Origin of the sequence: Vibrio sinensis (assembly GCF_003605645.1) — a bacterium.
In the GTDB taxonomy this organism is placed as follows: Bacteria; Pseudomonadota; Gammaproteobacteria; order Enterobacterales; family Vibrionaceae; genus Vibrio; species Vibrio sinensis.
Window position 1 is genome coordinate 597,176 of the sequence record NZ_QVMU01000001.1, and the last position, 23,114, is coordinate 620,289.

General features: G+C 39.0%; 20 protein-coding genes and 3 pseudogenes. 8 read left to right on the top strand and 15 right to left on the bottom strand.

The genetic code is table 11. From position 1 onward, the window contains the following. The first annotated feature begins 73 nt into the window (after positions 1–73). Positions 74–1,417, top strand: coding sequence for a TolC family protein (locus tag DZ860_RS02460; RefSeq protein ID WP_120029316.1), 1,344 nt, complete (start codon positions 74–76; stop codon positions 1,415–1,417). A 287-nt stretch (positions 1,418–1,704) separates the two neighbouring features. Here the strand turns inward: DZ860_RS02460 and DZ860_RS02465 are convergent. Together DZ860_RS02465 and DZ860_RS02470 are read right to left on the bottom strand one after the other, a co-directional pair. Beyond that, positions 1,705–2,004, bottom strand: a pseudogene (locus tag DZ860_RS02465) (type II toxin-antitoxin system RelE/ParE family toxin). Between the two features lie 7 nt (positions 2,005–2,011). Further along, positions 2,012–2,254 (bottom strand): type II toxin-antitoxin system Phd/YefM family antitoxin, encoded by a 243-nt coding sequence (locus DZ860_RS02470; RefSeq protein ID WP_120029317.1) that lies wholly within the window; start codon positions 2,252–2,254, stop codon positions 2,012–2,014. A 638-nt stretch (positions 2,255–2,892) separates the two neighbouring features. On the opposite strand from DZ860_RS02470, the gene DZ860_RS02475 reads away from it, so the two are divergent. Next, positions 2,893–3,168: a hypothetical protein gene (locus DZ860_RS02475; RefSeq protein ID WP_207890579.1), complete on the top strand. Its 276-nt coding sequence runs from the start codon at positions 2,893–2,895 to the stop codon at positions 3,166–3,168. Positions 3,169–3,472: 304 nt separating this feature from the next. Here DZ860_RS02475 and DZ860_RS02480 read toward each other — a convergent pair whose 3' ends face one another. Together DZ860_RS02480 and DZ860_RS02485 are read right to left on the bottom strand one after the other, a co-directional pair. After that, the gene (locus tag DZ860_RS02480; protein ID WP_120029318.1) at positions 3,473–4,840 is read right to left on the bottom strand and encodes a hypothetical protein; all 1,368 of its coding nucleotides are present in this window, start codon (positions 4,838–4,840) and stop codon (positions 3,473–3,475) included. A gap of 603 nt (positions 4,841–5,443) precedes the next feature. Then, the gene (locus DZ860_RS02485; RefSeq protein WP_439333094.1) at positions 5,444–6,322 is read right to left on the bottom strand and encodes a DMT family transporter; all 879 of its coding nucleotides are present in this window, start codon (positions 6,320–6,322) and stop codon (positions 5,444–5,446) included. 299 nt (positions 6,323–6,621) lie between these two features. Here DZ860_RS02485 and DZ860_RS02490 point away from each other — a divergent pair, with 299 nt between their 5' ends. Beyond that, entirely contained in the window at positions 6,622–7,692 is a 1,071-nt protein-coding gene (locus DZ860_RS02490; RefSeq protein ID WP_120029319.1) for a bifunctional transcriptional activator/DNA repair enzyme AdaA, read from the top strand. Positions 7,693–7,759: 67 nt separating this feature from the next. On the opposite strand, the gene DZ860_RS02495 is transcribed toward DZ860_RS02490, so the two are convergent. After that, on the bottom strand, positions 7,760–8,281 hold the full coding sequence (locus DZ860_RS02495) for a prepilin-type N-terminal cleavage/methylation domain-containing protein (RefSeq protein WP_120029320.1): 522 nt from the start codon (positions 8,279–8,281) through the stop codon (positions 7,760–7,762). 218 nt (positions 8,282–8,499) lie between these two features. On the opposite strand from DZ860_RS02495, the gene DZ860_RS02500 reads away from it, so the two are divergent. Both DZ860_RS02500 and DZ860_RS02505 read left to right on the top strand, forming a co-directional pair. Continuing rightward, positions 8,500–9,153, top strand: coding sequence for a cold-shock protein (locus DZ860_RS02500; RefSeq protein WP_120029321.1), 654 nt, complete (start codon positions 8,500–8,502; stop codon positions 9,151–9,153). A 38-nt stretch (positions 9,154–9,191) separates the two neighbouring features. Then, positions 9,192–9,635 carry a GNAT family N-acetyltransferase gene (locus tag DZ860_RS02505; protein ID WP_120029322.1) on the top strand — a complete coding sequence of 148 codons (444 nt, stop codon included), beginning with the start codon at positions 9,192–9,194 and terminating at the stop codon, positions 9,633–9,635. Between the two features lie 52 nt (positions 9,636–9,687). On the opposite strand, the gene DZ860_RS02510 is transcribed toward DZ860_RS02505, so the two are convergent. Then, a complete protein-coding gene (locus DZ860_RS02510; RefSeq protein ID WP_120029323.1) occupies positions 9,688–10,173 on the bottom strand; it encodes a VOC family protein in 486 nt (161 codons plus the stop codon). 321 nt (positions 10,174–10,494) lie between these two features. Here DZ860_RS02510 and DZ860_RS02515 point away from each other — a divergent pair, with 321 nt between their 5' ends. After that, entirely contained in the window at positions 10,495–11,178 is a 684-nt protein-coding gene (locus tag DZ860_RS02515) for a DUF3047 domain-containing protein (RefSeq protein ID WP_120029324.1), read from the top strand. A 249-nt stretch (positions 11,179–11,427) separates the two neighbouring features. On the opposite strand, the gene DZ860_RS02520 is transcribed toward DZ860_RS02515, so the two are convergent. The 8 genes and pseudogenes from DZ860_RS02520 to puuE form a co-directional block, all read right to left on the bottom strand. After that, the gene (locus DZ860_RS02520; protein ID WP_120029325.1) at positions 11,428–12,762 is read right to left on the bottom strand and encodes a GGDEF domain-containing protein; all 1,335 of its coding nucleotides are present in this window, start codon (positions 12,760–12,762) and stop codon (positions 11,428–11,430) included. 83 nt (positions 12,763–12,845) lie between these two features. Beyond that, complete coding sequence (locus DZ860_RS02525) at positions 12,846–14,579, bottom strand: GGDEF domain-containing protein (protein ID WP_133305431.1); 1,734 nt, start codon at positions 14,577–14,579, stop codon at positions 12,846–12,848. 179 nt (positions 14,580–14,758) lie between these two features. Continuing rightward, a complete protein-coding gene (locus DZ860_RS02530) occupies positions 14,759–15,562 on the bottom strand; it encodes a helix-turn-helix domain-containing protein (protein WP_120029327.1) in 804 nt (267 codons plus the stop codon). A gap of 711 nt (positions 15,563–16,273) precedes the next feature. Then, positions 16,274–16,618: pseudogene (locus DZ860_RS24940) on the bottom strand (urate hydroxylase PuuD); the annotation flags it as partial. A 62-nt stretch (positions 16,619–16,680) separates the two neighbouring features. Continuing rightward, positions 16,681–17,617: pseudogene (locus DZ860_RS02535) on the bottom strand (urate hydroxylase PuuD); the annotation flags it as partial. A gap of 21 nt (positions 17,618–17,638) precedes the next feature. Then, positions 17,639–18,226, bottom strand: coding sequence for an ureidoglycolate lyase (locus tag DZ860_RS02540; RefSeq protein WP_120029329.1), 588 nt, complete (start codon positions 18,224–18,226; stop codon positions 17,639–17,641). A gap of 196 nt (positions 18,227–18,422) precedes the next feature. Continuing rightward, positions 18,423–18,938: a 2-oxo-4-hydroxy-4-carboxy-5-ureidoimidazoline decarboxylase gene (gene uraD, locus DZ860_RS02545; protein ID WP_120029330.1), complete on the bottom strand. Its 516-nt coding sequence runs from the start codon at positions 18,936–18,938 to the stop codon at positions 18,423–18,425. A 112-nt stretch (positions 18,939–19,050) separates the two neighbouring features. Beyond that, positions 19,051–19,983, bottom strand: a complete 933-nt coding sequence (gene puuE / locus DZ860_RS02550; protein WP_120029331.1) for an allantoinase PuuE — start codon at positions 19,981–19,983, stop codon at positions 19,051–19,053. A gap of 345 nt (positions 19,984–20,328) precedes the next feature. On the opposite strand from puuE, the gene uraH reads away from it, so the two are divergent. Continuing rightward, positions 20,329–20,682: a hydroxyisourate hydrolase gene (gene uraH / locus DZ860_RS02555; RefSeq protein ID WP_120029544.1), complete on the top strand. Its 354-nt coding sequence runs from the start codon at positions 20,329–20,331 to the stop codon at positions 20,680–20,682. 114 nt (positions 20,683–20,796) lie between these two features. Next, positions 20,797–22,140 (top strand): NCS2 family permease, encoded by a 1,344-nt coding sequence (locus DZ860_RS02560; RefSeq protein WP_120029332.1) that lies wholly within the window; start codon positions 20,797–20,799, stop codon positions 22,138–22,140. A 187-nt stretch (positions 22,141–22,327) separates the two neighbouring features. On the opposite strand, the gene DZ860_RS02565 is transcribed toward DZ860_RS02560, so the two are convergent. Then, positions 22,328–22,936: a TetR/AcrR family transcriptional regulator gene (locus DZ860_RS02565; RefSeq protein WP_120029333.1), complete on the bottom strand. Its 609-nt coding sequence runs from the start codon at positions 22,934–22,936 to the stop codon at positions 22,328–22,330. Between the last annotated feature and the right edge of the window lie 178 nt (positions 22,937–23,114).

Consider the following 23,114-nt stretch of genomic DNA (forward strand, 5'->3'; position numbering starts at 1 on the left):
ATTGATTAATGTTTAACCACCCAAGCCTATCATTGGCAATTAATATTATTGCCATTTAAATGTTCAAGGATGAATGATGAAGCTGTTAAGCCAATGTGTGATTTCGGGTCTTATTTTATCAGCACCTATTCAGGCAGAATCGCTAAAAGAAATCTACTTACTCGCAAAAGATCACGACGTTAAATTGTCAATCTCAAAGATTGAAGCAAACATCGCGCAAGAGACAATCAAGGTAGCTAGAGCGCAACTATTGCCGAACATAGGACTATTTGCTGGTTATAACCAATCCTATAACCGAGGAAAAAACGAACAAACTAGTGACTTACCGACAAGCAATCCATTTGACGGGCAATGGCTTAAAATCCGAGGGCAAGGCATGAGCGCTGGTGCTAACTTAAATATCTCTATTTTTAACTATGCGAGCTGGGCAGCATTGGATATCAGCGAAAAACGAGCTACTCAAGCGATATTTACATACGCTCTCGCAGAGCAAGACTTAGTACTGAATGTTACTCGAGCTTATTTGGATATTTTACGCCTGCGGTCACTATTGGATTTAAACCAACGGGAGTATGCTGAACTCGAAAAGGTGATTAAAGTAACGACACCAAATTCGACCTCATATTTAGAACTGACAACAAGATCCTACCAACTGACGACTCTACGCAAGTTGCTAGAGTTAGATTGGCAACGTAACTTATCTACGCTGAGTATATTCACTGGTCAACCGCATCGTTCAGTGGATTCTTTTGATCTTTCTAACTTCAATCCAATAACATTAGACCAAGCACTACCCACTTATTTGACTCAGGTTCAGCAAGGTAACATTTCATTGGCTACGGCTCTTATGTCCGTTGAGATCGCGAAAGAGTCCATTCGAAGTGCTCAATCAGGCCACTTACCAACCCTCAGTGGATCGCTAAGTTATGGTTATAATGAAGCTCAAACCTTTAGTGATTCCCCTGATAGTGAGGCTACTGGACACGGTATAAACGGAGGGGTGTCAATCAATCTTCCGGTTTACACGGGTGGTGCCACTTCTAGCGGCGTGAAAATTGCCGAGCATCAATATGTTATTGCGAGTCAGCAAGCTGCTTTAATAAACCGAGAAATATCAAAAGCAGCATCAGATGCTTACTACACGTTAAACTCAACTGCCGATACGATTGGTCTCTTTCAAAAAACAGCCAGCATGGCACAAGAAACGTTAGATGCAACCAAACAGAGTGCCCAACAAGGGCAGCGGAATACGGCTGATGTGATTAGCGCGCTAACGCAATACTATCAGGTGCAAAACGCATTAATCAGCGATCAATATTCCAACATTATTACTTCTGTCGCGGTTAAATACCTAACGGGCACGTTAAGTGAGCAAGATGTGCTTTACATTGATGCTCGTTTATATCGAGAGAATTAATCGCATAAGATTGTCTACGTACTTTCAACGTTGGGTATTTCGTTCCTCTCCTACACCATAGAAAATGGGCCTAAAAACTCAATGAATGAGACGTAAGGAAAGAGACGTTCGGCTCAGTGTGAAAATAGAACAGAATCACTTGGTGAACACAGAGGTAAATTGATACAAATGTATGCAGACTACTCGTGCATCCAGATTTTGGATTAAAACGGGTAGATTGACGGCTAATATGCTGTTAGTTCACCAATCAGAATTGCATCCTAACAGAACATGCTAGGGTATGGTTATTATCGAAGATGGTTTTGCGGTAATTGCGATTGACCAAGAACTGCAACGACCAAGATAAAGCCGTCTTTCTTGATAAAGTAAGCCGTGTGCTTGCCGATTGGAAAGTAAAAACCATTTTGATATATGTCGTTGCAACTTCTGCCTACTTACTGGTTTTCAGCGAGCATCTCAAAACCAGTAAGAAGAGTGTCTTTATATGAGCTCCACTGCATCAGGGAAAAGTTTGTAACTGTATAATTTTTGATTTTGTGTAAATGAGCCTGTGCTAATTTACTTGGTTTATATTTGCTCTTGTGCATACTCTACTTACAACGTGCTTAAGAAGGTTTCACCGTCAAATACATTGCCTTTGGCTAAGTCTGCTTTTGCAGCCTCAAAGCAATGTTTTATATAATCGGCTTTCATCGCTTCCAGTTCTTCATAGTCTCTAATCGACATCACAACAACGGCATCTTTGTTGTTTTTACTAATTTCAATTGGTTCGCGTTGAGCGTTTAGAAGCAGTTCACCAAAATTACGTTTGGCATCATTTGCTGTTAATGTGTACATGGTTAAGCTCCAAGTCTGCAAGTACGGTATTATTATAGAGTATCGCGCTAAATGTGCGATTTGTATGAAAAGCAAGCTAACAAATAAAAATTAAGCGCTGCGCCACCTTCGTGATGGTCATTATCCTTATTATTGAAACCTTTTGGCTATCTCGGTCGGATAATTCCCACGCACATTATTTCATGCTGACAGCAAGGGCAAAGTCATGTCGCTTTGCTTTTAGTCGTGAGTTTCAATAATGCTGGTCGATCGGTTTTAGGCGTACATTCAGCGCTCGGTATCTAGTCCCTCCCCCTGCACCATAGAAAATGGGCCTAAACACTCAACAAGAGGGAGATTAGGAGGGGGTTGTACGGCTTGGTGTGAAAATGCGATGGGAATTATTTGATGAGCTTAAAGCTGATATGTTGTTTGGCATTTTTAGTAATGGATGCCCTATTTCTTTCATTCAGGTCGCAATCCACAAAGGTTGATTGTCTGATTTAATGAAACAATATGGTAAATTGGTAAAAATGTATACGGATTAATCGGGCAAGTTGCCAGCCAGCACTCAGAGGAGAAACAGGATGTTTATCGCAGTCTATGAGTTTGAAATTCGTGATGGCGCGGAATTAAAGTTTCGTTAAGCATGGCTTAAAGTGACAACGTCAATTTACCAGCATTGTGGCAGCTTTGGCTCTCGCCTTCATCGCTCAGACAAGCCAAATATAATGGTAGGTTATGCTCAATGGCCAAGTCGTGAGCAATGGGAAAAAGACCATCAATTCACAGATGAACTCTTCGAGATTTCACGCAAGCAAATGCGTGAGTGTCTGGTTAAATCAAATACCGTTTATAAGCTCGAAGTCAGCGACGACTTTTTACAAACTTCGTTGGCTGACAAGTGCTTACAAATCGCTCAAGCAGACAGCTAACGCTTGGCACTATTGGCTTGGTTGTGTTCAGTAATTACGTGGCTTTGCTTATGTGCTGAGTTCGTTAGCTACTACTTAGCAAGACGTTAAGTCTAAGGAGGGATCATGTCGATAAAATCAGGGATTGCGCTATTTCTAGCTAGATGCCTGCGGATGCTTATACTCACTTATCAATAAGCCAAAAAAAACGAAAGATAAGTACCAAACCAACAAGGCTGAATAACCAATACCCTAACCTATTTATGCCATTAAACTAAAAAAGCGAGCCAACTAATGCTGACTCGCTTTTAATTACCTGATTGAGTTACTTGTCTAGCGGAGGAAAGGGCTTAACCACAGATTCCGAAGCAAACTCGCTTACTCTTCTCAAACTTTGCTTGTCACTTTCTGATAGCTCACTCTCCGTTGCATAATCGATTTTCACCATATGTACACGATTATCTGGTGAACCGGAGTTATTTAAGATGATTTTATAGAACTTATCTAGTGCGCCATGATGATTGTAATAAATGATATTCTTACCATCTTCAAAATGATAACGCCCTGCTCGATTAGCACCAATTTTCCCAATCTGATCGAATAGTTCTTGTTTATCAATCAATCGATCATCAACACCGTTGAAATAGTCAACGTTAGATACAAACGTCACACGATTTTTAAATACAGTTGCAAGATTATCGACTGTTCCCTGATTGGAATTCGGTGTTCTAAGATACCCTGAAAACTCATTTAGTAAGGCAAGTGTAATATAAACCGGTGATGCCAAAGTTAAATTCATCGTCTCTAGATTGGCAAGATCGAATCTATTAACACACTGATTTATTCTCGATAAATTATTACCATTGTCTACGTATCTAGAATTTGAAAGCACCTCATACATAACGAGTAATACGTCAGTTTTGTTAATGTCATAGATTTTTGATTTTAGCGCTGACTTTAATTGCCCACAGGCATTATTCATATTACGACTGTTTGTCGACGTTTTAACGCTAGTAATAAGACCTGGATGGGTTTTATTCAGTTCATCAAACAATTTATTACTCGGCTGTTTGTATCTTTTGGTTATGATCCCGTTAAGTGGACTTGGATAGTCAGTGATAACAGGAAGTATTCGACTGTTCTGTTTCGCAATATCAGCGTGAGTGAACGAAGCGCCCGCCACTAATGAGGTGTAATATTCAACCTCTACATTAATGTTGGCTATTTTGTTGCCGGTCGTATTGTTTAGCTCGTAGCTCCCTGCACCAGTTTCGGTGCGACTTAAAGGAAACAGCTTTCCTTTAATCTCTGAATCAGAGCTATGTGATAGTGATTTACTGATTAATTGATCGGCTTTGTTCGCCGCCATGAAAACGACGGGTTCTGCTAACTCATTCACAACCCAAGCACCGGGTGATAGCTTTGATAACACAGCATTGATCTCGGTTATGCTGGTAAAGAGGGTGACATTTTTCCCTTTGCTAGATTTAATGCTCAGCACATAGTCGACTTCTTGGTGGCTGGATATATTGAAGAACGGAGAGACATATTTACTATCAAGCTTAGAAGACCACTTCTTGTTCGCTCCATCATATTGATACGCAAATAGAATCCCTGATGGAAACTTAATATCTCCAACTTGAGCATCTAGAGTTACAACAAAACCGTTGGTTTCACTGTCAAATAATGACATTAGGCTATCTTTTAGCGTTTGGGCCTCTGGCCCTTCAATCGCCTCAGAAGTGAGTTCTGTTGTTACTTTGAGTTTACCGTAATAAGAACCAGCAGAGGGTGTAAATTGAACAGTAGCATTACTGTTTTTAGCTATGATGCCAAACCCAACGGGGCGCTCATTCGTATTTGACTCTTTTGTAACTGGTGTGTTCCCAATCGGTTCCTTTGTTCCACAACCGATTAAAGCGACAGCACAACCTGTTAAGACTATTTATCTAATTATTTCCATTGTATTAACCTATCCATGGTGGCGTTCATAAATAGTTTAGAATTCAGAATTTAATTATCAAAACCATTACGAATTTGCGTGGATATCATCACAGACAAAATGCAACAAACCATACAATAGTAAATATATTAACTTTCCTTGGAATGATGTCACACAATAATATATTTATAAAACCATCAATTTATTCTAACTAACATCTATAGCATATATAATAAATAAAACCCAAATCAGAATTTATACTCTAGTGACCCTCTAATTATACTATTGATTTAATTAGTGTTACTCAGTAAACACTCTGAATGATGCAAAGTTACTGGGCTTAATAAGCCCAACTCAAACCAACGCAGATTTTAATCGCAGCCAAAGGCGACCATCAATGGCCAATAGCCCGAGTGCGATTAACCCCATTCCAATCAAATGTATCAACTGCAAAGATTCATTTAAAAACAGTAAGCCAAGCAAAACAGCTGAAACAGGAACTAAAAGAGTGACTAGCAATACGTTGGTTGCTCCTGCCCGCTCCAATATTTTGAAATAGAGTACATAAGCAACCGCCGTTGAAACGATTGCCAGTGCAGCAATCGCCGCCCAAGTGATCGAACTGATGCTACTCACATCGATCACGCCCTCTGCATAAAACGTAATCGGGATTAATATCACCGTAGATGCTGTCACTTGCCCTGCGGCAGTTATAACTGGATTAATACCAAGTGTTCTGAATCGACGTCCATAGACTCCAGCAAACGCGTAAGAAATGGTGGCCATAATAATTGCAAGTTGTGCCAGCAATTTGCTTTCTCCATCTAACGCCGGAACGCCAATCATGACCACGACACCAATAAAGCCAAGAATAACGCCAAACAACTTTAATGGCGTTGGCCTTTCATCGGGAAGTAAAAGCCCAGCAACAACCACGGCAAATATGGGTGTCGCCGCATTAAGAATGGAAGCCAGTCCTGAGGCAATCTGTGTTTGCCCCCAGACAATAAGAATGAAAGGGACGACATTATTTAATAGCCCCATACCAAAAAATGCCCCCCACACATTGATACTTTGAGGCGGACGTAAACCTATCGCAAATGCAATCCCCCACAAAGTTAATGCCGCCAGAGCGACTCTTAATGTCACTATGGTGAGTGGTGGCAACTCATTAACCGCAACACCAACGAAAAAGAAAGAACCACCCCAAAGCATCGAAAGCAAACCAAGCATTACCCATATTTTCGAATCCATAGCGCCACTGATCTCTGTGGTTTCTGGTGTTGTTATTGGTTCTAGTGTTGCTCTTGGTATAGGCTTTGGCATAACAAAGTCAATCCATATGATTAAGTGATGCAATTAGCTTAACGATCATTGGCGCTTTAAAACATCCGAATTTTGCGTCATATTCAAAATCATTATGACAGCCCTATAATCAAGACGATTAAAAATTACCTAGCAAGAATCAGATATTATCGCCCGACCAAATGTGCTGAGATACTGCAATTACCTAATTGAAAGCGAGGGAATTCATGTCAACTTTATCTAAACATGAAATGGTTAAAGCTGTTAAACACCGTGATGGGCACTATGACGGACGGTTCTATTATGGCGTCATTACAACGGGTGTGTTTTGCAATCCCTCTTGTTCAACTAAAGCGGCTAACCCAGAAAATCTGCGATTTTTCTCTAATGTTGAATCGGCAATGCAATTAGGATTTCGCCCCTGTAAACGTTGCTGCCCATTGGGCGATGATAAGCGGATTAGTCAGCTTATCGATGTCGCTCGCTATATTGTAAATAACGTGGAAGACAAAATAACACTAACTACGTTAGGGCACATTGCACAACTTTCCCCCTCTCGCTTACAGCGGATATTCAAAGATGTTTTTGGCATCTCTCCTAAGCACTATCAAGATGCGATACGAATGCAAACTTTCAAGGATTCACTTAAAGAGGGAAACGCGGTAACGGATGCAATTTATTCATCGGGATTTGGCTCAATCAGCCGAGTATACGGAGAAGCTACGAGAAATATAGGCATGACGCCAAAAGCCTACCGAGACGGTGGTTATGGTGAGACTATCTATTATGCCTGCCGTGAGAGCGCGTTGGGCCACATAATCATGGCTGCGACAAACAAAGGGGTTTGCTGCGTACAATTCGGAGAGGATCCTGACACTCTAGTTTCACTTTTATCCAATGAATTTCCCAATGCTAACCTGATGCGTTCTGCTGCTCAAGAAGCACCTGAATTGGATAACTGGATGATTGCTTTAGATAACCATATTAGCCAAGGCGCGCCTCGGCCCAATATTCCCCTAGATATCAGAGGAACTGCATTTCAAATTAAAGTCTGGAACTTTTTGCTCAGTATCAAAGAGGGCGATGTCATGAGCTATGGTGAAATTGCTGCTTATATCGATAATCCAAAAGCGGTTCGAGCAGTCGGCACTGCGTGTGGCAAGAATCCAATTAGTGTACTGATCCCCTGTCATCGAGTGCTACGAAGTGATGGGAGTTTAGGTGGTTATCGTTGGGGGCTTGATCGTAAGCGAACCCTTCTTGCTAAGGAAAAAGTTCGCTTACGAAATAGTCGCTGATACCGCTCACCTCATCGGGTTATCTATCTTTACTATGTGTAAAAAAGATAACCGTTATGACGATTGATTAACTATTCGGATCGCTGTCTACGGTAACATCACCATTGACTGAATTGTAGTAAATAGATAGCTCAGGCAATGCGTTGTAATAGAAGCGACATTGATCATCATAAATGTACTCAACACGATAGTCAGATTCGTTAACATCACTCGATTCTGAAACAGTGGGTGGTTCAACAAGCATTGCATTCCATAACGACATACAATCTTCTTTATTGTCTAGCTTTGGTGAATCTTCTTCTAAATGCCACTGCTGCGCCGGATAGCCCCACTGATTGAAATCCAGTTGGTGTTCTAAGCCGTCACCATATACAGGGACATTTGTTGCTGGCCCACCACCATGTGCAGCGATAACTTTCGAGTGAGCAAGATCTACCCCCGCTTTAAACGAAGCACCCGTATTTTTGACGACAGCAATATGTGAGTCGGTTGTTAAATTAAGAAATTTAGGTACAGCGATAACTGCCAAAATTCCGATAATAACGATGACAACAACGAGCTCAATGAGTGTAAAACCGCGATTTTTCATTATTTTTCCTCTTAACGTCGATATTATGCATCAAGTTCACAGTTTTACTAATGACAAAATTAGTTTTAACGATTGCTAATTCGCCACACAACTCATAACATCCAACTATTTTGTGATGACAGCGAGATTGATAGCAATATAACCTGCTGTTTAAAATCAGTTTATCTATAATCTCGCCAAATTAACTCCCCACCTCAGATTCAATTTAGAAGGCCACAATGCCAGTAGGACAAGTAAAATCTTTTAGCGCACAAAAAGGTTACGGCTTCATAACGGACGATAATGACTCCTATTTTTTTCACGTTTCCGATCTGCCGAAGAATATGTCAGCCAATCAGGTCAAGCGCGGTATGACGTTTAATTTTGACGATGTTCCAAGTCCAAAGGGAATGCAGGCTAAAAAGTTGGTAAAGGTCGAGCAGATCACCGCACTTCATCCTTGTAGCGGTCACATCGTTAGACGTGAAAGAACACCACGATATGGCGATGTACATTTTAGAGTTCCGGTTGATAGCCCTTTTTATCGCGATCCTCAACAATGTCGTGATGCCCTGATTGATGGTGCGAAGCGCATTGGCTGTAATGCGGTATTAGGACTTAAGGTAGATCGAAATACGTGGTCACGCGGTAACTATAAATACACGATGCACTCGGCAAGTGCCGACCTATGTCTTGTTGTCGAGTCGCAGCCATGCGATAAACACGAACAGCAAGCTTTGACAATGCAACTCGAAAATCAAGCAACGCAATTGAAATCTGCTGCAGAACAATTAGCAAAGGAATACCAATCCAAACGTTTTTGGCAGAAGTTTCCTTGGGGGTTGGTTGTTTTTGCTGCAGTCGCTGCCCTATTCTTTGCCATATATCTATAACGATTTGAACATAGAAACTTAAGAATTAAGGACTGAAGATGCTAACCATTAATTTTGCTCACGGCGCCCTTGATACCCAAAAACAGCAAGAGTTATCTGAGGGATTTGAATCTCATAGCGAGACCCAATCAGCACCGCCTTATCACAAAGAAAAAATGAATTGGACAGTTCAAGATGAAAACGGAAAACTCATCGCCGCATTAACTGCCGATTTATTGTGGGAATGGATATACATCGACGAACTTTGGGTCGATGACCGTTGCCGAGGAAGCGGTATGGGCCGAAAATTGATTGCCAAAGTCGAACAATATGCCCGCGATAACCATCTTTCTGGTTTATGGTTATGGACACAAAGTTGGCAAGCAGAAGGGTTTTACAAACAGATGGGATTTGAGGAATTTACTCGCTTCGATAATTTCCCGACCGGACACAGTCGAATAGGCTTAAGAAAGACTTTAGTACCGCCCCATTTTGAAGTGTAGAAAACGACACAAAAAAGGATTGGCCAATGCCAATCCTTTTTATGTGAGATGATTACTCGTAATCTGACGCGTAAGTTTCTTCATAAGTATGTGAATACAGTTCAAATAGGTTACCAAACGGGTCTTCTAGGTAAACCATTTGAGCTGGCTTGCTATCATCTTCTGGGTGGTAACGCATAATATCCATACGGACTTTACCACCATATTGTTCTGTGCGCGCAATTGCACCTTCAAAGTCATCCGTTTGCAGACAGAAATGGAAAATACCTAAGCGTGAAAAGTCCACTTCATGACGTTCTTGACGTTCTTTCATTTCAAACATCTCAATACCAATACCGTCAGAAGTCACTAGGTGTGCGATGTTAAAGCCTTTGAAGCCTTCACCAAAAACAGCGATACACATACGGCCAATAGCGGTTTCGCGCTCTTCAATAACTTTCGTGTTATTCATTACAATTTTAAGACCCAACGCTTTAGTATAAAACTCAACCGCTTTGTCCATATCGCCAACCATGATGCCTACGTGATTCATTTTCATAACTTGCTCCAATCTCTAATAAACTGTTTTGTCGTTCTTTCATTCAATGCGCATTTTCTTAGCTAATTTATGCTTCATTAAATGCGTTTTGTGAGGGTGGTTCGTTTCGATGAGGAGAGTATATGGAATCATGAACATCAATAAAAATTATCGTATTTTATTTAAATAATAATTTTCCGTTATCATCATTATATTATTATCAATATCGCCATGGCTAACAAAATCGTATGATGATAACCGTCATGCAATGGTTGGGTTAAAACCAAATCACTTTGCAAAAATAGCGGTTTATCAAAATAGTGGCTAAGGATGCCTGAACCTATGAATAGAGCTTTCACTATACTCGCGATAACACTGAGCTTTAGTGGCTATGCCGCTACTAACAACTCCAATGATCTCAATAATCTCACCGACCTTAATAACGATGGAATTAAAAGATGGCAGCAGCATGAGTTCTCCGGTCAAACCACTTACAAAGTCATCTCCATTGATGGCCAAAATGTCATTCAGGCCACCAGCGAAGCTTCTGCTTCAGGTTTGATGCTAGAACAACAGATCGATTTGCTGCGCACTCCTTTTCTAAATTGGCGCTGGAAAGTCACTAACGCGCTACCACCTTTAAAAGAACAAACCAAAAATGGCGATGATTATGTGGCACGCATTTATCTGTTACGCAAATCTGGCTTTATGGGGCTCAATACCAAAGCGCTTAATTACGTATGGTCTAGCTCGCAAACCGAGGGTACGGTATGGAATAATGCCTACGCTGGGTCAAGTGTCAAAATGGTCGCTGTTCAAGGTAAAACGGCAAAAACCAATCTATGGATGGAAGAGAAACGTAATGTCTACCAAGATATGATTCACTACTTTGGTGATAAAGGCAGTGACAAAGCGAACCAAGAAGCCTACCGATACATAGACATTGTTGCCATCATGACAGACACCGACAACAGTGGTCTAACTTCCCAATCTTATTACGGTGATATTGTGGTTACAGCGGAATAGTACTACCTCGGAAACTTAATACGAATATAGGTATAAAAATACAAATACTTATACCATCTCTTGTAATCACCGTATTTAAATGTAAGGAAAAATTAATGCAAGAGGCCTTGTTTGACCTCGTGCATTTTCAATCTTAATAGAACAAGCGTTAAATTATCTGTAACAACAAACGTAACCATCACAACTATTAAAATTGCATACAATTAAAACCTAAACTTAGAAAACTCTTTATATATGCATTATTTACAACTAATCTTTGTAATTATCAAAACCATACTTAATTATCGTCTTTCTGTTTCTCCCGGAGTTTTTTGAATCGTATAATGCTTTATCAGCATGTATGAACGCCTCGGTAAATGCCAACTTTTCTTTTGAGAACACACCACCTATAGATACTGTTACCGGCAATTCTACAATATACTCTCTGTTGACAGAAAATAGTAATTCTTCAAGATTACTAGTGAATTCAATTACATCTAACACATTATTATAAATAATAACGAATTCCTCACCTCCCCAACGGATTGCAACATCTGATGGGCCAATTACTTTGGTAATTCTGGCACAAACCTCAGTAATAACATCATCTCCTTTAGCATGACCAAAAGAGTCATTGATCTTTTTAAAAAAATCTATATCTACAATTGCCATACAATTTACACGACGACTATTTTCCGATAACTTGTATTTGTCCCGTTTATACATTCCTGTAAGCTGATCAATTGAGTTATTTCTTACGTAACTATTTACATTGCTTATTATATAGCTAACACATAAAAACAATATAAAGAAAAATGTAAACACTAGAATAATATATAAACTTGAAATATCGATAATCGATTTGTAACCAGAGTTTATATTCTGCATAGCTAATGTATTAAAAACAAATCTACCAATTTCACTTTTATTTTCACTCAATTTGAAGAAGCTAAAATTCTTAAAATTGTATCTATCCAAAAATACACTTATAAAATCAGATTTAACATCAATAATAATTATAGACTTTACCTGCCTATCAATGTAAAGAGGAAACGTAATTGTAAATATGTTTTCCTTTGTTATTTCTTGATATGGCCCAAATACTGATATTGTTTCATATATAGTTGTATCAAAATTCAGTTCACTTTCAACACCATCAGAATTCAAAAGATAATTAAAGTAACCTAACCCGTCATTATTTATATTGTCATTCACATGCTCTACATACTCCGCCCTAAATGGTGTTACGAACATATATTTAGGGAAGACATTTGCTACAGTCCACAAGCTATCACTCACAACTAGATTGTTTTCTAAGGTAGACTTTAAATAATGGAGCTCTTTCTCAACATCTTTAACTTCTTTTACACCGCCAGGTTCACCTGGAGTGTTTAGAACTATCATATCGTGATATTTATCTGATTCTATTGATATAGAGTTCATAGTATTTATTTGATATCTATAAATAGAATCAGATAAATATCTAAAATTTTGTATTAGTTCATTATTTACATCTTCATATTTTGACCTAATAATCACTAATGTTAATAACAACGCGAACATTGTTATTATTAATAAATCAAGCTTCTTTGAGTTATTAATCACATCTTAACCTTAACTTCATTCTAAAATTGATTAACAGCAGGACAAAAGCGATATATAAATATCGCTTAATACTAAAAACCACACTAAATAAAATCAATTAAATTAGAGTTTCTTTTTCGTTTTTGAATGTACATCTCTTCGTCTGCCCTCTCTATCGCAGATTCTATATTATGTTCCACTACTGTCGATAGACCATAAGAAAAAGACAACAAACAGTTTTTCTCTAAAAAATAACGTTTAGTCAATGCATTAATAGAGTTAAGCCGGTTGTTTACATCAATAACGCTTGTACTATCAAAAATTATTACAAATTCATCCCCACCATACCTAATCACTACATCACTTGATCTTAAAGATGAATTTAGTAAATTAATAAAATCGACTAAACAATTATCACCAAATTTGTGTCCATATTGATCATTAATAGCTTTAAACCCATTCATATCCAAAAACGCGATAACTTTGTTTTCACAACAACCAAACTTTGTATTCAAATAAGAACGGTTATAACATTTAGTTAATTCATCCCTACTTACATCAAGTGAAGATGCATTCACTTCACTAATTGTGGTCATTACAAATGGATTTCCATTATAAATAATTTTCTCACGAATAGTTGTGAATTCAACATCGTCAAATATTTCTTTGCTTTTATGGAACAATCGTTGATCATCTTGTAAAAGATACTGATCCTGTTTTATGCAATTAAAATACGTATCATTAATTTCGATTAATTCTTTTGGATCAATACCTACTAAAGTCCGTCCTACGACTTTTTGATGTGCCGTATTATCATAAACTACAACACCATATTCATTTCTCAAAACAACCAATTTTTCCGTAGAATTGAATAATGACATTACGCCATTTCCAACAACCGATGAATCATCGAAATATATTTTTCGCAAATTGCATAACGTAATATTAACATCATTATTATAGACCAAACCTAACTTATCGGCTCCCCTAATGAAGTTATTCACACTTGAATCATTAATAGTGCTTATATCATTACCAACAAGGAACTTATATAACTGATAATCTAAATCTAAGCCTAATGGTAGTGAATCATCTACTTCATCACTATCACTCTCAATTGAATATTGATCAAGCTTGGTAACATCGGCCAATTTCATTGGATGAAAAAAATAAAACCCTTGTAAGATGGGGTCTTTTACCATAAGTTCAATCAATTCTTTTTGGCGCTTATTTTCTACGCCTTCAAACACAATGTTATTTGTACATAATGATTTAATTTTTGAACACAAGAAAGATAAATGTTTAAATTTAATATAATTATTCTCTATATCCTTAACTAAAGAACGATCAAATTTCACTTCATTGGCGCCAATACTCAATGCCAAATCAGCTCTCGCAAAATCTTTTCCAAAATCATCTACCGATATTTTCAAACCATGTTGTTTTAATCTATTTACATTCGATAAAAATGTATCATCAATATCAACATGTTGATATTCAACCAATTCGAGGACAATTTTCTTACCTTGGCACTTTTTAATTGTGTTTGATATGAATTCATTATCAAACATGCTACTTGGATGTATGTTTATCGATACAGGAATGTTCAAACCAACCAAGTCAATATCTTTAATACACTCATTTATGACCAGTGAATCTAAACATGTTACATTTTCAACCTGTGAGAGATATTCACTAATTGGAACAGTCACTGTTTGAGGTCTCAGTAATGCTTCAAGAGAAACTATGATATCGTTTTTTATTTTTGGTTGATAAAGCATATAAAAATCAGACAAAGAAAACCTATTTTTAACTTTAGAATCTAATATATAATCCACATATATTGTTCAACGAGAAGAAATACATGACATCCCATCACACATTTGCGCTTAATTACTTACCATTAGATATGACACACATCATTTAAATAGTGAGCGGCAAAAAAAACCAATATAGTAGGTGGTTTTTCATGAGTCACTCAAACAGTATAACCAATGATAACTGTCAATTTAAACAATTAACTTCTTTGCTTATCTATATATTTCTTCACTGTTATATGATGTACTTTTTTAAAGTATTCATTTCCAGCATGATAATTTGGGAAGCCAGCGTTCCTAATATATTCATCTGCATAACAAACTTTGCTAGATGTATGTATTAGGTAAATCAATTGCTTGTATCTAAATCGTCCAAGAATTTTCATGAAAGTAACGCCTGATTGACTGAGTACTTTTTGAACTTTTCTTTTTGACATATATACAGATTCAGCCACGTCATCTAGTGAAAAATTAGGGTTTGTAAAATTTAACTCTATACTTTTTACTATACGTTGATAATCTTCATTCTTAATAACTTTAGCTGGAACTAATGACAAGTTTATTATACCGAAAATTTCATTTTCATTAATTATATCGTCACGCAACCTATTAAATATATAGTCCAAAAAACCTTGATAGTTTGCTAGATGTATCCCCAATGGATGTGGTACGACACAAAAATCATTAAACATATTTAAATCAACAAATAAAAACTGAGTGTCTTTATTAAAGTTAATATTCACGGTAGAGATTACATCCCGACCAACAACATAAACTCCAGCACCTAACGATAAGTAATCATTACCCTGTGTCACCGATATAGGAGACGTTACGTGCAACATCAATACCGTTTCTTTATCGTCTACAATACTCGCCAAATCAATTACACCATCAATATTTGAGATGTATGCATAACACCAACTGATCAATGATTTTATACCATCAGAACCATTAAGTTGCGTTCTTGTGAATACTTCTAGTATGTTTTCCATGCTATCTTTCATAAAAAATCCATCGGTATTCTATTTTTTTAACCCTAACCTTAAAAGAAGAAAATGCGCACGAAAATATGTTTTTTGTGCACGTGTTCTGACGTGGTTAGAGATATAAAGAAATCATTACGAAAATCCGAATTGGTGTAAACCTGCCTGTCCTAAACTTCGTCAGTTCATGATGATGTTTAAACCTTTGATTCACTCTCCTTGTTCGGAGATTACGTTAGGTGAATACAATCTCTAACGAAGTAACTATAATCAGTAACAAGTACGTTTGGACTCCCTAAGAACGAATTATTGAGTCCGCATACCATGTTACAACTTTTATTTTAAAATAATTTCTATTAAAATCATAACCTTACCAGCCAACCAAACCAATTACATGTAACTAAGTATCTAGAGACTACTTGATTATAACGCCACTATAGGTGTTACGATTAGTATTTAAATAATACCAATTCTATAAGTATATAGTCATAACTTACGATAGAAAAATAAGTGTGAATCAAGCACGAATTGCTACCAACTAGCTATTCTATTTACACTGCTTCCTACCGAAAATGCATAACAACATTCTCAATAATTTTAGTCATCGAGAATGTTCAAAGACTTATGAGTTTTGGTATACAGTCAAAAATACTTAGCCAAAACTCTCAATTCTAAAAACAAAAACGCCTCGGGTTTAGAACCAGAGGCGTTTTCATATAGGCAAGGTTGCGATTACTGTATCATTGCTCCTTGCTCGACCCACGTCCCGATCAAGGTTCGTTCATCGTCTGTCATTTTGGTCATATTGCCTAACGGCATCACTCTAGTTTGCACTGATTGAGCCATAATTCTAGGCACATTCAGTTTAATCTCGTCCGCTGTATCTAAAGCCACACCGGCTGGTGCTGCTGAGAATGCCGCATGAGTTGGCGCAACTGAGTGACATACTGTACAACGCTCTTGAATGATTTGATTGACGCTTTCAAACGAGACAACGTCACTATGATTTTCATTCGCCATCGCAACACTTTCTGTTGTTGACGATGTTGAGGCTTCGGACGCCGTTGCCGTATTCGCGTTATCCGTCTTAGCACTAACTTGCGTCGTTACGTTTGTTGTCGTCGCATTTGTTGTAGAGGATGCGCTGACGACAGGTGTTACTGGCGCTGGGGTCGCATTTTTTGCATACGGTGAAGAAACAAACGCCAATGTAATCATACCAAGTGCGGCGACAGGCATTGTCCATGCGTATTTCTGGCTACCATGACGGGTGTTAAAGTAATGGCGAACTAAAATACTAAATACCGCTAAACCCGCTAAAATTGCCCAGTTATATTCTGAACCATAGGTGCTTGGAAAGTGGTTACTGATCATAATAAACAGCACAGGTAGCGTGAGATAGTTATTATGACGAGAGCGCAGTAAACCTTTCGCAGGTAAGGCAGGATCCGGTTCACGCTGTTCTTCTATCGCTTTTACAAGGTTACGTTGCGCCGGCATAATCACACGAAATACGTTACCCACCATGATGGTTCCGATAATCGCACCAACATGAATATAAGCACCACGACCACTAAACACTTGTGACAGTCCATATGTCGCTGCGACTAATGCGATAAACAACACCAAGCCAAGGAGCATTGGGCTTTTACCAAGTGGAGATTCACATAGCAAATCATAGATAAACCAACCCGCAACCAAGGAACTAATGCCAATAATAATCGCGGTTGTTGCGTCTATCCCCGAATCTGGTGCAATGAGGTAAATTTCCGCATTTAAGTAATAGACCACCGCCAATAAACAAACACCGGTGATCCAAGTAAAATAAGCTTCCCATTTGAACCAATGCAAATGTTCTGGCATTTCTGGCGGGGCCAATTTGTATTTTTCTAAGTGATATATACCGCCACCATGAATAGCCCATAAGTCACCAGCTAAGCCGGTCTTTGGGTTAACTCGATTTAGGTTGTTCTCCAACCAAACGAAATAAAAAGAGGCGCCTATCCAAGCAATACCTACAATCATGTGAGCCCAGCGTATCGCCAAGTTCAGCCACTCTGTCATATGTGGATCCATCATAAACTCCTGTACCGATCACTACGCTTGGGCGAGTGACGTGTTATCCTTCATGCCCTCATTTGATCTCTTGCTGTCACCTTGTGAGAGGCTAGGCAAATCATCGAGAGACAAACTCACTAAATCGATATCAAAATGCACTTCATCACAGTTGTGTCCCTCGCCAGCTCGGTCGACAATCAAGAACTGGTCTTGCTCTGTTAGTGCTAAAACAGGGTGGTGCCACACACCTTTGTGATAATTCACCCCTTGCCTGCCATTACTGTAAAAAGCTCGGCATTGATTCAACTGTGGGTCGTCTCCTTTGGGAGCAACTACAATTAGATACGGTTGACTAAGTAGTGGGATGAAAGCTTGAGAGCCTAAAGGATGTCTTTCTAACATCTTTATCGTCAAAGGATACTCTAACGGCATCGCCTGAAAGATGCTGATAATGGCATGGCCATTTTGCTCTTCCACATCGGCCTTGGCCAATTTATGGTAACGTCGTGTAGAACCATTATTGATCATAAAGTATTCGCTATTTTCTACTTCAATCACATCACCAAACTCAGCAAAACCTTGCTTAGTTAACAGTTCTATTTTCAGCGTTTGCATCCCCTTATTCATCTCACTTCCTTTCGTCTTCCGATATATGAATGTCGATTAATGGTCGGCCTTTCAAATCTTTGTTCAGCGTAAATAACCACGCCTTTTTACCGCCATTTGATCGATTAATAATAAAATGAGAACTCAACGTTCAGCGCTGTAAAAACATGCTCATCGCGTTAAGCCTATTCCGTTGATAGTTGTCTTCTTTGGCGACTTACATATCACGGAGACGGAACAAGGCGATCTTATTGATCTCTTGTATCGCCGTAGCAAACTCAGTTTCACTATCATTTCCTAATCGCATCTCGAACGACTCAAGAATTTGGTAACGATTGGACCCTTTTACCGCCATGATGAAAGGGAAGTTGAAGCGACTTTTGTAGCTATTGTTATAAGACGTAAATTTTTCAAATTCCTCGTTGTTACACTGGTCAATGCCAGCGCCTGATTGCTCTTTATTCGACGATTCCGTTAATTCACCATTAACGGCAGCCTTACCCGCTAAATCCGGGTGAGCATTGATCAATGCCAACTGCATTGCTTGATTCGCTTCAATCAAAGTTGATGCCATTTTTAAGTGAAGATTTTCAATATGGTCATCTTCTGCATCTAAGCCTTTGTCAAAAACAGCCTCAGCCACCCATGGACTATGCTCATAAACATCGGCAAAATGATTCACAAATGCTGCTCTATCCATGGTTGTCGGTTGACATGATCTAAATTCCGCCACACTAAATCTCCTTATTTATTGAATGACAAAAACGCACAGTATGTGATGGCGTTTGTATGAAACGTCGTGAGATAGACTCACATCGTTACAAACTGATTAATGGTTTATCGTTTCAATTACTGCTTTTTGAAACACTCTGTTGATATGGATGATGTTGATGCCAGTGATTTGCAATATCGACACGACGGCAAAGCCAAACTTGGTCGTGTTGCTGCACATATTCCAGAAAGCGCTTCAGCGCCGCAATTCGTCCCGGACGTCCAATTAAACGACAATGTAGGCCAACCGACATCATTTTCGGGGCGTCTTTCCCCTCTAAATACAGGGTATCAAACGTATCTTTTAGATATTGGAAAAACTGCTCCCCTGAGTTAAACCCTTGTACGGTAGAAAATCGCATATCATTCACATCAAGAGTATAAGGAATCACCAACTGTGGACGCCCAGTCTCGGTATGCCAATATGGTAAGTCATCATCATAAGCATCTGAGTCATAGAGAAATCCACCCTCTTCCGCGACTAAGCGGCGAGTATTGGGACCTGTTCTTCCTGTATACCAACCTAAAGGTCTTTTACCAGTGATTTGCTCAATGATCTCTATCGCTTTGATCATATGGTCACGTTCTTCAGACTCATCCATGTATTGATAATCAATCCAACGATAGCCATGACTACAGATTTCGTGACCAGCTTCAACCATCGCATGCGCAACATCAGGGTGACGTTCAATCGCCATCGCTACCGCAAATATCGTTAAAGGTATTTCATACTCATCAAATAGACGCAGTACTCGCCAAACACCCGCACGACTGCCATATTCATAAATAGACTCCATACTAATATGGCGTTCCCCATGTAATGGCTGAGCCGATGGGATTTCTGAAAGAAATGCTTCAGACTCGCTATCTCCATGCAGGACACAACGCTCACCACCCTCTTCATAATTCAGCACAAAAGAAACCGCAATCCTAGCGTTTCCCGGCCATTTAGGGTTTGGAGGCGTGGCCCCATAACCGACTAAGTTTCTTGAATAATCCTTTTCCACAAAGTACTCCTAAATATCTTACTCGCTAATTACCGCATCAACTTAGCCTTGTTGAATTCATTGTATACAATAATTTATCTTAATGTAAAGATTTTGTTATTTAAATTAAATTAATCAATAAAAGATATATAAAAACAATACTTTAAGATTTTACAAACGGTTTAAACGATCGATGTCACAGATTAATTATTTGGAAAAATCAGCCATAAGGTTAACAAAAGTGCAACATTGGACTTTACTAATTGTGTACATTTCGTTCATAGTTAGTTTCAACAGACACGGCTAACCGTCATAAAAGAGCGATACAGCCACTAAAACGAGGAACGCATAAGCGTTAATATGATTATGGGCAGATTGACCACTCACGTATTGGATACAATGCATGGATTCCCGGGAGCAGAGATCAAAGTAGAACTGTTCGAAGTAACGGAAGACTCTGTAAAAAAAATCTCTACTGTGTATACCAACTCCGATGGAAGAACTGATGCTCCTGTTTTAGCAGGAAACAACTTCAAAGCTGGAAAATATCAGCTTGTATTTCATGTTGCAGATTACTTCAAAACCAAAGGAGTGACATTAGACAACGTCCCTTTCCTTGATGATGTCGTTATTCGTTTTGGTTTAAACGAAGAGGATGCTCACTACCATGTTCCTCTACTTGTCTCCCCTTACAGTTTTTCAACGTATAGAGGCAGTTAAGTTAGGCTAACAAAATAAGTCACATTAACCATTACCGGTGTAACCCGTTCAAATCACCAAATTGAAATTGAGTTGTATTCAATCAAAGGACACAACATAAAAGGAATTGCAGAAATGAGTGAGAGTAAAACTGAGATACTCAACCAAGATGCCAATGATGGAATCCTAGAACGTCTCTTTAAACTAAAGCAACACGGCAGCAATGTTAAAAATGAGCTCATTGGGGGCATCACAACATTTGCAACTATGGCGTATATAATTTTCGTCAATCCTCAGATCATGGCAGCATCAGGGATGGATATGGGCGCGGTTTTTGTCGCGACCTGTGTCGGCGCAGCAATTGGTTGTATTTTGATGGGTTTGTTCGCTAACTGGCCAGTGGGTCTCGCTCCGGGAATGGGTCTGAACGCGTTCTTCTCATTCACCGTTGTTAGTGAAATGGGCTACAGCTGGGAAGTGGCACTGGGTGCGGTATTCATCTCAGGTATTCTATTTGTTGGGATGAGTTTTTATAAGATTCGACAATGGATTATTGAAAGTATTCCTGAAAGTCTACGCTATTCGATGACCGCCGGTGTCGGTCTGTTTCTTGGACTGATCGGTCTTAAAACCGCAGGTATTGTTGTTGAAAATCCAGCAACTCTTGTTTCCCTGGGTGATTTTACCAAACCAGATGCAATCTTAGCCGCTATTGCTTTCCTTATTATTGCCGTACTCAGCGAACGTAAAGTATTTGGCGCAGTATTAATTGGGATTTTAAGCGTCACCATGATTGGTATGGGTTTAGGGATTGTTGAGTACAATGGTTTCTTTAGTGCTCCACCAAGCCTTGCTCCAACATTTATGGCTATGGACATTGCTGGTGCTCTTAACATATCGATGATCAGTGTCATCCTAGCGTTCTTGTTTGTGAACATGTTCGATACTGCCGGTACTTTGATGGGCGTTGCAGAACGTGCCCACTTGATTGACAAAAAGACAGGAAAAATTGAGGGGCTTAGCAAGGCATTAAAAGCCGATAGTATCTCAAGTGTTGCTGGTGCTTGTGTTGGTTGTCCTCCTGTAACCAGTTATGTTGAAAGTGCTGCGGGGGTTTCAGCAGGTGCAAGAACGGGCTTATCCGCTATTGTCGTGGGTCTATTATTCATCGCCGCCATTTTTCTCTCACCTTTAGCAGGAATGATCCCAGCCTATGCAACTTCTGGCGCTCTAATTTACGTTGCATTTGTGATGATGAGCAGCATGCAACATATTGACTGGAAAGACTTTACTAATGGAGCACCTGCGGCAATCACAGCGTTAATGATGCCTCTAACTTTTTCGATTGCTAATGGTATCGCTCTTGGTTTTATTACTTACACTGTATTAAAAGTTGCGACGGGCAAAACTAAAGATGTATCCATTTCGATGTACATTTTAACCGTCATATTTGTCGCAAAATTAGTCTTCATGGGTTAAGCCTAAGTTAAATTTAGACAACCCCGCTTTGTAACTGGACAGCAAAAAATAACCACAGCTCTAGACGGTAGTTAAAAGCTGTATTTCGTCCTAAAATACGTTAAGTGCTAAAAAGGCTCATACATGATGGATGAGCCTTTTCTTTTTATCCCGCCTTCTATCTGACCTTTCAATAAAAGTCTTTAACTCACACCTTTACGCCACACCCTTTGATCACAAGCTGAGTAATGAAACTAGCTGCTTCAGCATAATCGCCGTCGTCTAAGGTTTTCTTTTTCATTACGCCGCAGATCTGCCAGCTAAAATCAGCATAAGTCTGTGTGGCAGCCCAGATGGTAAACATTAAATGGTGAGGAGGTACATCATCCATCAAACCCAGCTCAGACCATTTGGCAAATTTCTCCATGATCATTTGCGATTGTTTATACAACTCTTTAGCAATCGGCTCAGGCAGTTCATTTGCCCCTGACATGACCTCATTGGCAAACACTTTAGAGGCATTAGGATGATCTCGTGAAATCATCAGTTTCGTTTGAATATATTGTGAAAGTGCTTCAACCGGGTCACTGAGTTCCTCTATAGGTTTAGAGGCTTCAAGTAAGGGTTGAACAACGGTTTCTAACACGGCGTTATACAATTTATCTTTTGAGCTAAAATAGTAAAACACGTTCGCTTTGGGAATGTCGGCTGCGGCTGCGATATCAATCATCTTTGTTGCTGCATAGCCATGGGTAGCGAACTGCTTACTCGCGACCTCAATGATCAAGTCTTGATTTTTTTGTCTTATCCGAGACATAGAGAATCCTTTACTACTTATGCACCCCTCATACTAATCAACAACTCTGATATGTCCAGTATATAAAGGTAACGATATTTGAGCTTGCGACACTGTTTAAGATTACAGCCGTCGTATTTAATTTGGTCTTACTTAAAACAAAACGGTCACCAGCATTAGCAAGTGACCGTATATTGTG

Excerpts from the sequence above, each read along its gene's own strand:
- DZ860_RS02460 (WP_120029316.1), top strand. The coding sequence starts at position 74 with ATGATGAAGCTGTTAAGCCAATGTGTGATTTCGGGTCTTATTTTATCA.
- DZ860_RS02470 (WP_120029317.1), bottom strand. The coding sequence starts at position 2,254 with ATGTACACATTAACAGCAAATGATGCCAAACGTAATTTTGGTGAACTG.
- DZ860_RS02480 (WP_120029318.1), bottom strand. The coding sequence starts at position 4,840 with ATGTCATTATTTGACAGTGAAACCAACGGTTTTGTTGTAACTCTAGAT.
- DZ860_RS02485 (WP_439333094.1), bottom strand. The coding sequence starts at position 6,322 with ATGCTTGGTTTGCTTTCGATGCTTTGGGGTGGTTCTTTCTTTTTCGTT.
- DZ860_RS02490 (WP_120029319.1), top strand. The coding sequence starts at position 6,622 with ATGTCAACTTTATCTAAACATGAAATGGTTAAAGCTGTTAAACACCGT.
- DZ860_RS02495 (WP_120029320.1), bottom strand. The coding sequence starts at position 8,281 with ATGAAAAATCGCGGTTTTACACTCATTGAGCTCGTTGTTGTCATCGTT.
- DZ860_RS02500 (WP_120029321.1), top strand. The coding sequence starts at position 8,500 with ATGCCAGTAGGACAAGTAAAATCTTTTAGCGCACAAAAAGGTTACGGC.
- DZ860_RS02505 (WP_120029322.1), top strand. The coding sequence starts at position 9,192 with ATGCTAACCATTAATTTTGCTCACGGCGCCCTTGATACCCAAAAACAG.
- DZ860_RS02510 (WP_120029323.1), bottom strand. The coding sequence starts at position 10,173 with ATGAAAATGAATCACGTAGGCATCATGGTTGGCGATATGGACAAAGCG.
- DZ860_RS02515 (WP_120029324.1), top strand. The coding sequence starts at position 10,495 with ATGAATAGAGCTTTCACTATACTCGCGATAACACTGAGCTTTAGTGGC.
- DZ860_RS02530 (WP_120029327.1), bottom strand. The coding sequence starts at position 15,562 with ATGAAAGATAGCATGGAAAACATACTAGAAGTATTCACAAGAACGCAA.
- DZ860_RS02540 (WP_120029329.1), bottom strand. The coding sequence starts at position 18,226 with ATGAATAAGGGGATGCAAACGCTGAAAATAGAACTGTTAACTAAGCAA.
- uraH (WP_120029544.1), top strand. The coding sequence starts at position 20,329 with ATGGGCAGATTGACCACTCACGTATTGGATACAATGCATGGATTCCCG.
- DZ860_RS02560 (WP_120029332.1), top strand. The coding sequence starts at position 20,797 with ATGAGTGAGAGTAAAACTGAGATACTCAACCAAGATGCCAATGATGGA.
- DZ860_RS02565 (WP_120029333.1), bottom strand. The coding sequence starts at position 22,936 with ATGTCTCGGATAAGACAAAAAAATCAAGACTTGATCATTGAGGTCGCG.